The sequence below is a fragment of the Vibrio bivalvicida genome (assembly GCF_001399455.2).
Classification (GTDB): Bacteria; Pseudomonadota; Gammaproteobacteria; order Enterobacterales; family Vibrionaceae; genus Vibrio; species Vibrio bivalvicida.
Genome location: NZ_LLEI02000075.1, coordinates 113,345 through 128,525 on the forward strand (window position 1 = coordinate 113,345; position 15,181 = coordinate 128,525).

9 protein-coding genes are annotated in these 15,181 nt (G+C 45.7%); 6 read left to right on the plus strand and 3 right to left on the minus strand.

What is annotated here, in order from left to right:
• Positions 1-2: 2 nt before the first annotated feature.
• Complete coding sequence (locus tag APB76_RS19645) at positions 3-890, minus strand: LysR substrate-binding domain-containing protein (RefSeq protein WP_054962371.1); 888 nt, start codon at positions 888-890, stop codon at positions 3-5.
• A gap of 104 nt (positions 891-994) precedes the next feature.
• Here APB76_RS19645 and APB76_RS19650 point away from each other — a divergent pair, with 104 nt between their 5' ends.
• From APB76_RS19650 to recD, 4 genes are all read left to right on the plus strand, one after another.
• A complete protein-coding gene (locus tag APB76_RS19650) occupies positions 995-1,963 on the plus strand; it encodes a TDT family transporter (protein ID WP_054962370.1) in 969 nt (322 codons plus the stop codon).
• Between the two features lie 83 nt (positions 1,964-2,046).
• Positions 2,047-5,505 carry an exodeoxyribonuclease V subunit gamma gene (recC, locus tag APB76_RS19655; protein WP_054962369.1) on the plus strand — a complete coding sequence of 1,153 codons (3,459 nt, stop codon included), beginning with the start codon at positions 2,047-2,049 and terminating at the stop codon, positions 5,503-5,505.
• 307 nt (positions 5,506-5,812) lie between these two features.
• Complete coding sequence (recB, locus tag APB76_RS19660; protein WP_054962368.1) at positions 5,813-9,445, plus strand: exodeoxyribonuclease V subunit beta; 3,633 nt, start codon at positions 5,813-5,815, stop codon at positions 9,443-9,445.
• A gap of 2 nt (positions 9,446-9,447) precedes the next feature.
• Complete coding sequence (gene recD / locus APB76_RS19665) at positions 9,448-11,589, plus strand: exodeoxyribonuclease V subunit alpha (RefSeq protein ID WP_054962367.1); 2,142 nt, start codon at positions 9,448-9,450, stop codon at positions 11,587-11,589.
• Between the two features lie 26 nt (positions 11,590-11,615).
• Here recD and APB76_RS23170 read toward each other — a convergent pair whose 3' ends face one another.
• Both APB76_RS23170 and argA read right to left on the minus strand, forming a co-directional pair.
• Positions 11,616-11,792 (minus strand): hypothetical protein, encoded by a 177-nt coding sequence (locus APB76_RS23170; RefSeq protein ID WP_004746266.1) that lies wholly within the window; start codon positions 11,790-11,792, stop codon positions 11,616-11,618.
• A gap of 206 nt (positions 11,793-11,998) precedes the next feature.
• On the minus strand, positions 11,999-13,336 hold the full coding sequence (gene argA / locus APB76_RS19670) for an amino-acid N-acetyltransferase (RefSeq protein ID WP_054962366.1): 1,338 nt from the start codon (positions 13,334-13,336) through the stop codon (positions 11,999-12,001).
• A 235-nt stretch (positions 13,337-13,571) separates the two neighbouring features.
• On the opposite strand from argA, the gene APB76_RS19675 reads away from it, so the two are divergent.
• Together APB76_RS19675 and mltA are read left to right on the plus strand one after the other, a co-directional pair.
• Positions 13,572-13,973 (plus strand): DUF2850 domain-containing protein, encoded by a 402-nt coding sequence (locus APB76_RS19675; RefSeq protein ID WP_049846516.1) that lies wholly within the window; start codon positions 13,572-13,574, stop codon positions 13,971-13,973.
• A gap of 69 nt (positions 13,974-14,042) precedes the next feature.
• Positions 14,043-15,146, plus strand: coding sequence for a murein transglycosylase A (mltA, locus tag APB76_RS19680; RefSeq protein WP_054962365.1), 1,104 nt, complete (start codon positions 14,043-14,045; stop codon positions 15,144-15,146).
• The last annotated feature ends 35 nt before the right edge of the window (positions 15,147-15,181 follow it).

The following is a 15,181-nucleotide window of genomic DNA, read 5'->3' on the forward strand; positions in this document are numbered from 1 at the left end:
TTTTAATCCCATTGATGGCAATATTCGATAAAGGATTTGAGCAATGGGCTCTGATACTTTTCCTTATGTACAAGCAACCAGTAGCGCCTTTTCATATCCAAAGAGAGTTTAAGTTCTACAACTCTACCATCGGTTAACGCCGGCTGAGCCGCGAGTTTTGATAAGCAACCTAATCCAAGCCCAGCAGAGACACTGTTAATCAAAGCTTCTGTTGTGTTGAGCTGGAATGACTCATGCCACTGTTCAATACGCGGAGCAATAGCGCGAAGGAAAAACTCTCTCGAACCTGAACCTGGCTCGCGTAAAATCCACTCACTCTCTTCCAAATCACCAACACTAAACCTTTGTCTATTTGCCAATGGCGAATGAGGGCAGCAGATCACGCACATCTCGTCTTGGCTGAATTGGGTGGATATAAGCTCGGGGTGCAGTGTTTTACCTTCAATAAGTGCAAGATCAAGCTCATAGTCGACTAACTTCTGACAAATCAAAGCAGAGTTGGAGATAAACAAGCTTTGCGAGTGGTGATTAGTATGGCGGCGAAAATCACTAATTAAGTAGGGTGCAACTTGATTACCTATGGTGTCACTAGCCCCAATTCTTAGTTCACCAGTTAATGTTTGGTCATTATCAAATAACTGCTCGATATCTTGCGCCCGCTCAATGAGTTCGTCCGCTAAAGGCAGTAGTTTCTGCCCTTCTTGATTGAGGATAAGTCGATTATTGACTCTATCGAACAATGAATGACCGATTTGTTTTTCTAGCTCTGACAGCGCCATGCTGACTGCCGCCTTGGACAGAAACAAGGCTTCTGACGCTGCCGTTAACGTGTCATGTTGTGTAATTGAGATAAACACTCTGAGCTGTTTTAGAGATATATTCGCGGCCATAGCTTCGTTTAGATTGTCTGAACATATGTTCTAAATAATTAGATATTATCGAACACTTGGCAAGCGTAAACTAGCTCCATGGTAAGCAAACTAGGTAAATAAAGATGATTAAAGCAGCAAAAGCAAAAGTGATGGGTGCACCTACTCCTATGGCAGGCTTAGCGCTTGGTATTGCCAGTTTAGGATGGTGTTGGGAAAATGCTGCTCCATTCCATGGTTACGCTCAGTGGAGTGGTGCGGCAATCGCAAGTGTATTACTGGCTGTTCTAGCGGTAAAATTTCTCGTTCATAATCATCTATTGCGTGAAGACCTAGCTCACCCTGTCGTGGGTAGTGTTGTACCAACGTTTGCGATGGGCACTATGGTAGTTTCGAATTCTTTAGGGCACTTTTACCCTTTAGTTGGAGACTTACTTTGGCTGTTTGCGGTTGGTCTTCACATTGTGTTTCTAGTCAGCTTTATCTACCACAGAGCGCAAGAGTTTGAATTGCACCATATGGTACCGAGTTGGTTTGTACCACCTGTAGGCATCATAGTGGCTGATGTTTCTTTCTCAGGTAACCCTGTTTTGAGCCATATTGCAGACGGCGCGCTAATGTTCGGAATGGTCGCTTATGCAGTGATGCTGCCAATGATGATCTATCGTTTTATGTTTACTCATGAGATTCCAGACGCAGCAAAACCAACCATGGCGATCATGGCAGCACCAGCCAGCCTGTCGTTAGCCGGGTATTTAACGGTAACGGCCGATCCTTCACCTGTGATCATAGGTCTATTATTTGGCATTGCGATTTTGATGACAGCAATTATCTACTTGGCTTTCTTTAAATTACTCAGACTGCCATTCAGCCCAGGTTACGCTGCATTTACCTTCCCAATGGTGATTGGTTCAACAGCGTTGTTTAAACTTGCCACATGGATGGAGACCATCGGTGTTGCAGTAAAATACGTCACTCAAGTGCACTACCTTGCCGTCTTAGAGCTCGTAGTAGCGACTCTAGTGGTCAGTTACGTTGCACTTCGTTACCTGCATTTCTATCAGCCTCACAACTTAACAGTGAGCAATGCGTAACCTTTTAGCCTAGATATTTTCTGATACGATATGCACTTATGCTAATCTGAGCGCAATAGCGGCAATATTAGTGTGAGTGCATTTTGTTTACTGTCTACCATTCCAACCAAGTCGATGTCTTAAAGTCACTTCTTGTTGAGCTCGTTCGTCTCAATCCATTAGAAAACCCTTTCGATAAAGAGCAGATCTTGGTGCAAAGCCCGGGGATGTCCCAGTGGTTGAAGATGGAGCTAGCTAAAGAGTTTGGTGTAGCGGCGAACATTGATTTTCCTCTGCCTGCGACATTTATCTGGAACATGTTTACAGAGGTGCTGCCAGATGTACCAAAACGCAGTGCCTTTAACAAAGAGTCGATGACATGGAAGCTGATGCACATCTTGCCTGGGCTTTTGAGTCAAGTTGAGTTCGAGCCACTTAAACGCTATCTAGAGCAAGACGAAGACGGTTCCAAGCTTTACCAACTCTCAGAGAAAATTGCCGACATCTTTGATGGTTATCTGGTTTATCGCCCAGAGTGGATTGCCAGTTGGGAAGCGGGGCAAACCGTGTTGGAGCTGGAAGATGAGCACCCTTGGCAGCCGATTTTATGGCAAGCGCTCTACGATCATACCATTGCCTTAGGTCAGTCACCTTATCATCGTGCTAACCTGTACGAACACTTTATCGATACCTTGGAAAACTTTCAGGGCAGTTTTGAACATTTGCCTCAGCGCTTGTTTGTGTTCGGAATTACCTCACTGCCGCCACGTTATATGGATGCGCTTAAAGCCATTGGTGAGCATATTGATGTCCACCTGATGTTTACCAACCCATGTCGTTACTACTGGGGCGAGGTACGAGACAGAAAGTTCTTAGCGCGTTTAGCAGCAAAACACCGTAAACATGTGGTGTGGAATCAAGACCACTCAGAGCAACAGGGCGAGAGTGAGCAACTTAAAGGCTCGATTGAAGACAACGTGCTTGATGAGCTGCATACCGATGCGGTGGGTAATAGCTTACTCGCTTCAATGGGTAAGCTGGGGCGCGACAACATGTATCTTCTCTCGCAGCTAGAGTCCCATGAGATTGAAGCCTTTGTTGATGTCGAGCGAGACTTATTGCTCCATCAACTTCAAGCAGACATTCTCAATCTTGAAGAGCATCAAGATGATCATCAGTTAGAAACCAGCTCGCATAAACAAGTGGTGCAACTAGGTGATAAATCACTCACGCTGCATGCATGCCATAGCCCAATGCGTGAAGTGGAAGTCTTACATGATCAGCTATTGGCGATGTTTGATGCGGATCCAAGCTTAAAGCCGCGTGATATCATTGTGATGGTGGCGGACATCAATGCCTACAGCCCCGCTATTCAAGCTGTGTTTGGCAACGCACCCGGTGAGCGATTTATCCCTTACTCCATTTCTGACCGTACCGCCGATCAAGAAAGCCCAATTCTTAATGCATTTATGCAACTGGTTAACCTGCCAAACACCCGTTGTTTAGCGTCTGAGTTACTCGAACTACTTGAAACTCCAGCGATCTTGGCTCGATTCGGCTTAACGGAAGATGAGTTTATTTTAGCCAAACAGTGGGTAGAGGAATCGGGTATTCGCTGGGGATTGAATGCGACCACAGGACAAGAGTTTGATTTACCTGAAACCGCACAAAATACTTGGCAGTTTGGTATTGAGCGTATGTTACTTGGTTACGCCATGCCAGAATCAGCAGGGTTGTTTGAATCAAGGTCAGGGGCGCTTTCACCTTACAATGAAGTGCAAGGAATGGGCGCGGAGTTAGCGGGCAAGCTGGCGCACTTTATTGAGGCGGTCAGCGATTACCGACATAAACTGGTACAAACTCAATCAATTGATAGTTGGCGCGAAATATTAACCTTGTTGCTAGATGATTTCTTTAGCGTCGAACTGGAAGGTGAGGCGGCGCTGAAGTCGATTCGTGACACCTTAGCCAATTTAAAAGAGCAACTGACTGACGCAGCCTTCGAGCAATCATTATCTCCGGCGATTATTACCACCTATTTGAACAACAAGCTGTCAGGGACGCGGATCAGCCAACGCTTCCTTGCTGGGCAAGTTAACTTCTGTACTTTGATGCCGATGCGTTCTATTCCATTCAGAACGGTTTGCTTACTGGGCATGAATGATGGTGTTTATCCACGTTCTATGCCGCCAGAGGGCTTCGATCTGATGAATGGGCGAACCAAACCAGGGGATCGCTCTCGCCGAGATGATGACAGGTACCTATTTCTAGAGGCCATGTTGTCTGCACAGCAAACGCTATACATCAGCTATGTTGGTCGCTCAATCCAAGACAATACTGAGCGTGTGCCATCGGTGCTGGTTTCTGAGCTAATGGAGTATTGTCACCAAAATTACTGCCTAGATGGAGATGAGGCGTTAGCGAGTGATGAGTCTGGAGAAAAGCTGTTAGCAGTACTCATTGCTCACCACTCTATGGTGCCGTTTAGCGCAGCAGCGTTTGTTGGTGAGCAGCCAAGTTATGCTAAAGAGTGGCTGCCTGCGGTGAATAGATTAGGCCAGGTAAGCGGTGAATTTAATCGACAACTGCAAGATTACTTACTCGATGCCACTTACCCATTAGAGCTGGATTTAGTTGAGCTGCAACGCTTCTGGCGTTTACCGGTGCAATACTTTTTTAATCGCCGCTTAAAAGTGATGTTTGAGCCACCGCTTCCGGTTATGGAAGATGACGAACCTTTTGTGCTTAATGGCTTAGAAAGCTATCAAATGCGCGACAGTTTATTGGATTGCTTACTCAAACAGCAGCTTTCTGGTGGTCAAGATAGCAAGGGTGTGATTGAAAGCTTTGTTAAGCAGCAACGTGCGCAAGGGAAATTACCGGTTGGCGCATTTGGGGATATTGAATTTGAAACTAACCGAGTTCAAGCGCAGGAGCTGGTGGAAAAGCTGACCTTCTTATGTGGCAGCGAAGATAATGACCTCGAAGTAAAACTGACATTTGATGTCTTAGGTGAGGATAAAAAGATCAACCTAACTGGCTGGCTGACACAGTATTATCAGTCGGGCTTGATTCGCTTTCGCAGCGGTAAGATTCGCTCACAAGACTATCTGTCCGCGTGGATAGACCACCTAGCTATGTCGGCGATGGGCATCAGTAAGCGCACCCATATGATTGGTTATGATCGCAAGGAAGGGGTTGTTCATCTTATCTACCCTGAAATTGCAGACCCTAGCTACGCTCATAGCTTGTTATCTGAGCTGATTCGTTTGTTCTACCAAGGCATGACCGAGCCGTTGTGCTATTTCCCGAGAACCGCATTAGCTGGTGTTGAAGCGGGATTCAGTCGTGGCAATTGGGCAGATGATGAAGAGAAATCACTCAAGAAAATGGCCGATACATTTAACGATAGCTTCATGGCCGCAGGTGAAGGCAATAACCCTTACATCTCGCGTATCTGGCCAAGTTGGAACGACAGTTTAGCAGCGCAGGCACGTACTATTACAGCATTGGTACTGCAAACCCCTCGACTTGAGGTAAAGACGAGTGAAGATGCGCAATAGATCAGCTTAGTGGAAGACAGGTTGAAGGAAAGTAGGTGGCCGCCAGTAAATCATTATAGTGTAGGGCGTTCGCTGTACGGCCACAGGTCAGAGGGACCATTATTCTGTCGGTTTGTTGCAACTTGGCAGCTTAGACAAGCTCAGAGTTGCTCAACACATGGCGCGCATAGTAGCGGTTAGGTAACGATCCTGCCGTGAGAAAGATCGCATAAAGTCTCAAGTTTTTAGGGATTTATATTAATAACAATCGTTTTTAAGTCTGGATCACATTTGGATCTCGGGTTTTCATACAAAGGGCAAATATTTTATGACAGCAACGTCAATGGTTACTCCGCTTAATGCCATGACTTTTCCCTTGCACGGTGCACGATTAATTGAGGCATCGGCGGGTACGGGGAAAACCTTTACCATCGCTGGCTTATACCTAAGATTGCTTCTCGGTCATGGTACATCCGAGACCAAGCATCAGGTGCCGTTGACGGTTGATCAGATTTTAGTGGTGACATTTACGGAAGCGGCAACAGCAGAACTTAGAGACCGAATCCGCGCTCGTATTCATGATGCTCGTCTTGCCTTTGCCCGAGGTAAAAGTAGCGATCCTGTGATTGAGCCTTTACTTGATGAGTTTAGTGACCACAAACAAGCCGCGGAGATCCTTTTGCAAGCGGAAAGGCAAATGGATGAAGCCGCAGTCTATACCATCCACGGCTTTTGCCAACGTATGTTGACTCAAAATGCATTTGAATCAGGCAGTCGCTTTAACAACGAATTTGTGACCGATGAGAGTCATCTTAAAGCGCAGATTGTTGCCGATTACTGGCGACGTAATTTCTATCCTTTGCCGCTTAATTTAGCAGGAGAAGTGCGCCGAATCTGGAATGCCCCCTCTGATTTACTGCGCGATGTGACTAACTATCTGACAGGTGCACCACTTAGCCTGTCTGTCGCGGCGATGAGTGGCAGTTTAGCGGACTTACACCAACAGAATCTAAAGCGTATCGATGAATTGAAATCGTTATGGCGAGAACATCAGGATGACTTTTTTGCCCTGATTAGCGACTCTGACGTCAACAAACGCAGTTACAGCAAAAAGTCTTTACCGACTTGGCTCGACGCGGTCAATGTGTGGGCATCAACGGAAACAACGGGTTATGACTATCCAGACAAACTGGAGAAGTTTGCGCAAAATACCTTGGTTGAGAAAACGCCGAAAGGCACCGCGCCGCAGCACCTTGTTTTTGAAGCAATTGATGCTTTCCTTGCTGCGCCAATTAGCCTCAAAGCACCAATGCTTGCCCATGCGATTGAACATTGTCGTGAGATGTTGGCAAAAGCCAAACAGCAGAAACAGTGGCTCTCTTTTGATGACTTGCTGACCAATCTTTCTGCCGCTATTGATGGTGATGAATCTGAGCTACTTGCAGAGCGGATTCGAACTCTCTATCCAGTAGCTATGATTGATGAGTTCCAAGATACCGATCCACTTCAATACAGCATTTTTAGCCGTATTTATTTGAACACTCCTGAATGTGGTTTGTTTATGATTGGCGATCCAAAGCAGGCGATTTACGGCTTCCGTGGCGCGGATATATTTACTTATATCAAAGCGCGTAATCAGGTTTCGTCGCACTTCACTCTAGGCACTAACTGGCGTTCTAGCGCGGATATGGTTAGTGCGGTAAACCAGATTTTTGACTTGCCTTCGAGCCCGTTTATTTACGATAAAGATATTCCATTCTTGCCTGTCGACTCTAGCCCCTACGCGGATAAACGTATTTGGACTATTGGTGGTCAAAAGCAACCCGCTCTCACTTACTGGCTGCAAGATGCGGAGGAAAAGCCTCTGCCTAAAGGCGAGTATCTTAAGGCAATGTCTAAGGCAACCGCAGATCAAATCCAAACGATTCTCACTGCTGCGCAAAATGAGCAAGCGTTCTTTATGGATGGTAAAGAAGCAGATGGCAAAGATGGTCATCCTATTCAGGCGGGTGATATTGCGGTATTGGTGCGAACCGGTAATGAAGGTCGTATGGTGAAAGAGGCACTAGCAAAGCAAGGTATTGCGAGTGTTTACCTATCAAACCGAGACAGCGTGTTTACCTCGCTTGTCGCCCAAGATATTCAGCGTCTATTGCAAGCGGTGCTGACACCTGAAAATGATCGTGCCTTACGAGCAAGCTTGGCTTCTGAGATGTTTGCTCTCGATGCGGGCGGTTTAGACAAGCTCAACAACGATGAAAATGAGTGGGAAAACGCAATCAATGAGTTTAAAGAGTATCGTAAACTCTGGACTCAGCGAGGTGTGCTACCCATGTTGCGCAGTGTTATGAGCAAGAGACATATTGCGGAGCGTTTACTAGAGGAAGAAGGTGGAGAGCGTGCACTGACCGATTTGATGCATATCGGTGAGCTGCTACAGCAAGCAAGTCAAGAGCTAGACAGTGACCATGGTTTACTGCGTTGGTTGGCTCAAGCAATCAGTGATGCGCAAAACGGCTTAGGTGGCAGCGAAGACCAAATCCAGCGCTTAGAATCAGAGCGTAATTTGGTGCAAATCGTAACGATCCACAAATCAAAAGGTCTGGAATATGATCTGGTGTTGTTGCCTTTCGTTCTCAGCTATCGCGAGGCTAGCGAAGCAAAATACTATGATGAGCAACAAGACAAAACCATTTTAGATATTACTGGGCAAGATGCTTCTTTGGCGCAAGCTGATAAAGAGCGTCTTGCTGAAGATTTACGTCTAATCTACGTAGCGCTCACCCGCGCCGTTTATGGCTGTTTTGTCGGGGCTGCGCCACTGAGAAACGGTCGCTCTACTAAAGAGCCAACCGGTGTTCATCATAGTGCGATGGGATATTTGCTACAAGATGGTAAAGAAGGGGGGATCAATGATCTCACTCAGGCAATCCAACAGCATGTGGATGGACTTGAAAGTGTGCGATTAAGTGACCTACCAGAGCTACAACAAGAGGTCTTCGTGGCCCAAAGTTCGCAGCAACAAGATTTAACGGCAAGCGAGCTGAAAAGTGTTATTGATCGAGATTGGCGAATCACTAGTTACTCTGGATTGGTAAAACAAGGCTCTCATCATAGCTCAGATGCCTTTACCGACTTAATGCATCTCGATATTGATTCTTCTGATGAGCATGATGAAGAGGAGTTAGTTGAACCAGAGCAAACCATCTTCACCTTCCCGCGCGGCGCTAGACCCGGTACTTTCCTGCATACGATATTCGAAGAAGTCGAATTTACCGAGCCAAGTACTAGCGAAGCGAATAGTGAGGTTATCACTCATCTTCTCGATAGTGAGCAGTTAGACGCAAGTTGGCTACCGATATTACAACAGTTGATTGACACCGTACTAGCCACACCACTGGATGGAAAATCTCTGCTGCTCAACCAGAAAGGTCCAAGCCAACGTTTAGTTGAGATGGAGTTCTTACTACCAATTGAGGTACTGGCGGCGCCCGCATTAAATCGTGTAATCCAACGTCATGATCCTTTATCCGCTAAGGCTGGCGACCTAGGATTCTATACCGTTCAAGGTATGTTGAAAGGCTTTATCGACTTAGTGTTTGAGCATCAAGGCAAATACTATGTCCTTGACTGGAAATCGAATCATCTTGGTGACGAAGTCAGTTTCTATCACGGAGAAGCGCTAAAATCTGCCATGGCAGATCATCGTTATGACCTGCAATATCAAATCTATGCCATAGCGCTACATCGTTTCTTACGCAGTCGAATCGTAGATTATGACTACGATCAGCACTTTGGCGGTGTCTACTACCTATTCCTTAGGGGGATGGACGGAGAAAGCGAGCATGGCATTTTCTCTGCCAAACCAAGCCTAGAGTTTCTTACCGATATGGACAGACTTATCGATGGGCAAAGTGTCGACGGGAAAACGAATCAAGCTGGCCAGATGGAGTTACTTTAATCATGACCACACTTATTTCTGTGCTTAAACAACTGGCAAATAAATCCAGCATCAGACAACTTGATTATCAGTTTGCCCGCTTTATCGCTAGCCAGTCTCAGGATGATCAGATCGCTTTTATTGCAGGTGTGGTTAGCCACGAACTTGGCAAAGGCCATATTTGCTTACCTCTGTTTGACGCAGAAGGGCAGCCTACCGATCTCGCTGCGAAGCTGGGTTTGTTTGGCGAAGCAGCATTAGAGTTGAATCAAACGCTGGTTGCGATTGACTGGGTATCCTTGCTCCATGGCTCTTGTTTGGTGGCTAAAAACTTGGCTGAAGAGGGCGAAGCTCTACCGCTGATATTTGATGGTGAGCGACTCTATTTACACCGCTATTGGTACTATGAAGTGACGTTAGCTGAGCGTTTGAATAGCTTTGGGTCACCCATGATCCTAAAGCCTACTGAAATCCAAAAACTATCAAAGCTTCTTGATCATCTTTTTGCTCGCAACTATCGATATCTATTTGAAGTAATTAATAAATCTCAGCAGCAAGGTGATTCTACACCTGTGATGCGACAGCGTATGGTTTGTGACCATCTAGACGTCGTGGCAGAGGATAAGTTGGATTGGCCTACCATAGACCAAAAGCTCTTAGCAGCAAAAAACATTGACCAGCTCACTGTGCTCGATCAGCTAGTGCCATTGGCCGCTTGTGTAAACTGGCAGAAAGTCGCAGCGGCGGTTGCATTGAGTAAAAGGTTTGCTGTGATCTCTGGTGGTCCGGGAACCGGTAAAACGACTACTGTAACCAAATTGCTCGCCGCCTTGATCGAACAAGCACAAAGTTCGGATGCGCAAAGTGGCAAAGGTGAGCCACCAACGATCAAACTAGTGGCTCCCACCGGCAAAGCCGCCGCTCGATTAACGGAATCTATTGGCAAAGCCGTGGCAGAGTTACCTGTAGCGCCTGAACTAAAACAAGCCATACCAACCGATACCAGTACATTACATCGATTGCTCGGTGCATTGCCTAACAGCTCAGAGTTCCGACACAACAGAGATAACCCACTCCACTTAGATATGCTGGTGGTCGATGAAGCCTCAATGGTCGATTTACCAATGATGTACAAATTGATCGATGCGTTACCTAAGCATGCCAGATTGATTCTACTGGGTGATAAAGATCAGTTGGCATCAGTAGAAGCGGGGGCGGTACTGGGGGACATTTGTTCTTTCAGCCAGCTAGGTTTTAGTCATGGTCAAGCGGCTCAAATTGCTCGCTTAACCGGTTTTGAAACACTGGCTCATACGACGAATACGCAGCCCTCTATTGCTGATAGCTTGTGTATGCTGAAGAAGAGCTATCGATTTGATGCCCGCTCTGGTATCGGTCAACTGGCGCAAGCGATCAATCTTGGTTCAGCTCAGAAGGTCGATTGGGTATGGCAAAAAGATTTCGCGGATATTGCTCAGTTTCCAATTGATAGCCAGCACTACAATCAAATGATCCAGATGTTAGTTGCCGAATATAGCCACTATCTTAAACGTATTGATACACCGCAATTAGACTCAGTAACAGGCGAAGTTGAAACCATGCCGCAACGAGCCAAAGCGGTATTAGATCATTTTGCTCGCTGCCGCTTGCTATGTGCTATTCGTGAAGGTGACTTCGGTGTTGCTGGACTCAATCAGCGTATCGAAAGGGCGCTGGCAGCGAGAAAGCTTATTCAGACCCAAGATGAGCTTTGGTATCACGGTAGACCAGTGATGGTCGCGAGAAATGATTATGCATTAGGTTTGTATAACGGCGATATTGGCATTTGTATGCTTGATGACTCAGAAAGCCAGCCAAGATTAAAGGTCTTTTTTGAGTTACCGGATGGCAGTGTTAAATCTGTTTTGCCGAGCAGAGTGCCTGAGCATGAAACTGCATACGCGATGACTATTCATAAATCTCAAGGCAGTGAATTCGAGCACACACTAATGGTCTTACCGCCTGATTATACACCTATACTGACCCGAGAGCTGATCTACACAGGAATTACACGCGCGAAGAAGCGCTTGAGCTTATATATTGATCAACGGGTAATGAAGCGCGGAATCAAGGTTCGCACTCAGAGAGCTAGTGGATTGGTACAAAGGCTGCAGCGAAAGGGATAACCATCCGTGGCTACCGTGTTAAACGATTAAAGTGCTTTCGAGAAAGAAATACTGCGGATGCGGTACTTCTTTTGATAGTTCAAGATGAACGCTTTTAAGCCTTCTGTTACTGGGAAGACACAATGAACGTCTAGATCTTCTAGTAGTTCATTGTCTGCCATGTCCCAAAAACTCTGTACAGAGTTACAGATAATTTTCTTCATCGATAGTTTGCTCTTAGTGACGTAGTCAGTAACCTCAAGCAATCCTTGCGACTCAACTTAGGTAAAAGTTAAGTAGAGAAGTGAATCCTATCTAGCTCCCCACAGAGGGTGGGGAGCCGAAATATTAACCAATTAAAAATATGAAATAAAGCTAATAATGTAAGAAAAATTAGCAACAAAGTAGCAAGTATAAGAATTACAGTCAGTTAGAGAGTTAACGACAAAATCTTCGATTTTCTTTGATAGTTGTATAAGTTTTGTTTCTGCGAAGGTAAGAAGTCGACGTTCATCTCATGAAAACCTTGTTCCCTAAACCAGTGCAGGCTGTGGGTAGTCAAAACAAAAATATGTTCAATGCCCTGTGCCTTAGATTGCAGGCGCATATGATTAAGCAACAGTAATCCTCTGTCACCATCTCGGTATTCGGGGTGAATTGCCACACAAGCCATCTCTGCCATTTTCTCTTCTGGGTATGGGTAAAGAGCTGCGCAGCCAATTATCAGTCCATCTTTCTCAATGATGGTGAACTGATGTAGCTCTTGCTCTAGTTGTTCGCGCGAGCGTCTGACCAGAACTCCTTGCTCCTCTAGCGGTTGAATTAAATCTAGAATACCGCCGATATCATCAATGTTGGCAACGCGAACCTGCTCCGCACTTGCTTTCACCACTTGAGTTCCTATACCATCAAGTGAAAACAGCTCTTGAATTAGAGCGCCATCCACCTTGTAACTGACTAGATGGCTACGGGGAACACCAGCTCGACATGCTGCTGTCGCGGCACGTAAAAACCTTAGAGTGCCAGAGGAATTATCAACGCCTTCTACGCGGTCGGTTTCTAGTCGAGATAAGATTCTTTCTGCATCTTTAGGGAACAGTTCAGCGACGACTTCACCGTTCTCGTCAATGATGCCCTGTTCGGAACAAAAACCTATCAACTTGTCGGCATTCAATTTGATCGCGACTTGAGTAGCGACCTCTTCAGAGAGTAAGTTAAATGACTCTCCAGTCACTGAGCTTGCAATGGGACCTAGAAGAACAATTGATCCTTGATCCAACATGCGATTAATCCCCTCTACATCAATGCGTCGAATCCTGCCGCTGTGGCAATAGTCGATACCATCATCAACGCCAAGAGGTTGAGAAGTAATAAAGTTGCCACTGACAACATTAAGTTGAGTACCGGCCATCGGCGTATTACTCAGGCTCATTGAGAGCTGAGCAGTGATGGTTAACTGTAGCTGACCAGCTGCTTGCATGACATAATTGAGCAAAATCTCATCAGTAACTCGAATTCCTTTATGGTATGGGCTATCATGCTGATTTTGCTGAAGAAGGTGGTTAATTTGGGGGCGAGCTCCATGAACAAGAACAATTTTAACCCCTAAGCTATGCAACAGTGCAAGATCACTGATAATATTCGAAAAATTGCCGTCAGCCACGGCTTCTCCGCCAAGCATGACGACCATGGTCTTATCCCGGTGAGCATTGACGTAAGGGGCGGACTGTCTGAACCCTTTTACTAAAGCAGTGCTTCGAATCTTCACAATATCTTCCGTGAATTGAATTTATATACACTGATATTGCAATTTTATTCTGTGCGCGGCAAGGGTTTTTTCTGTGTGATTTGTGGGTTTCATTTAGTTGCTGGTTTGGTGAGTTCATTTTGCATATGAGATTTATGCGTCGCTATACATTTCTAAATGAGTTTGGAACTCGCAGTTAACACAATTTTGGTTAACACTTAATAGTAAAATTGTTATTACATTGGTGACAAAGAAAGTGAATGGTGTGAGCGGTAAGAAAAAAATATTTGAGCGGGTGATAGTGTTGGGGGCGCTCATTGCTGCAGTTATGGCCATCATGATGGCGAGCAGCCTGTATCAGCTTTACTTAGAGAAAACCTACCCCAAATCGAATGTGTATGGCACTTGGGTTGAGCAAAACGTTGCCTCTTATGCGGCAGAGGAGTTTGTGCTTAGTCCGTCTGGTGTGGCGATTAATGGTGGTATTGTTGATACTCAGTACAGCTGGGATGGATCTCACCTTAAGTACCGCCTTGGTAATAAGGTGCGTAAGTTTAAGGCTCTTAACGAAGAGTTCACCGAGCTTCAGTTAGTTTCTGAGCCTAATTATCAACCTGTCTATCGTTTGTCAGAAAAAGTTAAAAATAACATTCATTAACGATGACTCGATTGCGAATTCCTATCAAGTTTGTCATGCTCATGGCATCGCTTGAAAGGGATCAAATCAGTGTTCAAAAAATATCTTCCTCTTGCAGCCGTCAGCTTACTGTTCGGCTGTGCTCAACCTACTGACCGTGCTCAGCAATATGTCGATGATGAATTCAATGCCATTTTGAATAAAACTGCAGTTGTAGAGTCGAATAAGCCACGAGACTTTACCGAGTTTCACCGTCAGGCTGATCAAGTCGTGGTCAACTCGCCTTCGATGGCAAAGATTTATCAGCCGTTGTATGACCAGTTGAATGAATGGGTGCTGCAAAGTGGAGAGCCTACTGATTTAGCTAATTTCGGCATTCAAGCTGCTCAATTGGGTGGTGGTGATAAGCAAGGCAATGTGCTTTTTACGGGTTACTTTTCTCCGGTGATGGAACTGCGTCACGAATCGAACGAGAAGTTTAAGTATCCAGTATATGCAAAACCACAGTGTGAGAGTGATTGTCCCACTCGAGCGCAAATCTATGCTGGTGCATTAGAAGGTCAAGGACTAGAGCTGGGTTATGCAGCCAATAGGATTGATCCATTTTTGATGGAAGTGCAGGGTAGCGGTTTTGTTCATTTTGAAGATGATGACACCTTGGAGTATTTTGCCTACGGTGGTAAGAACAACAAAGCTTATGTCAGCATAGGTAAGGTTTTAATTGAAAGAGATTTAGTGTCGCGTGCCAAAATGTCGATGAAAGCCATCAAGCAGTGGGTGATGGAAAATGACGAAGCAACGGTGCGCGAGTTGCTTGAACAGAACCCTTCTTTTGTCTTCTTTGAGCCTCGCGCAGATGCACCAGTCACTGGCTCAGCAGGTATTCCGTTACTACCTATGGCTTCTGTCGCTGGTGATCGCGCTATCTTGCCAATGGGCACCCCGATCTTAGCTGAGGTGCCATTACTTAATCCTGACGGCTCTTGGAGTGGAGCTCATCAACTGCGCTTGTTAATCGTGTTAGATACCGGTGGTGCGGTGAAACAAAATCATCTCGATCTTTACCATGGTATGGGGCCGCGCGCAGGCACAGAAGCGGGCCACTACAAACACTTTGGTCGAGTGTGGAAGCTTGGTCTTGAAGGAAGCGCAACACAAGCACCTTGGGCATTACCGCCAGAAAAGCTACAATAGCTTCATCTAGACTTTTTAATTAAGAGTGCGTATAA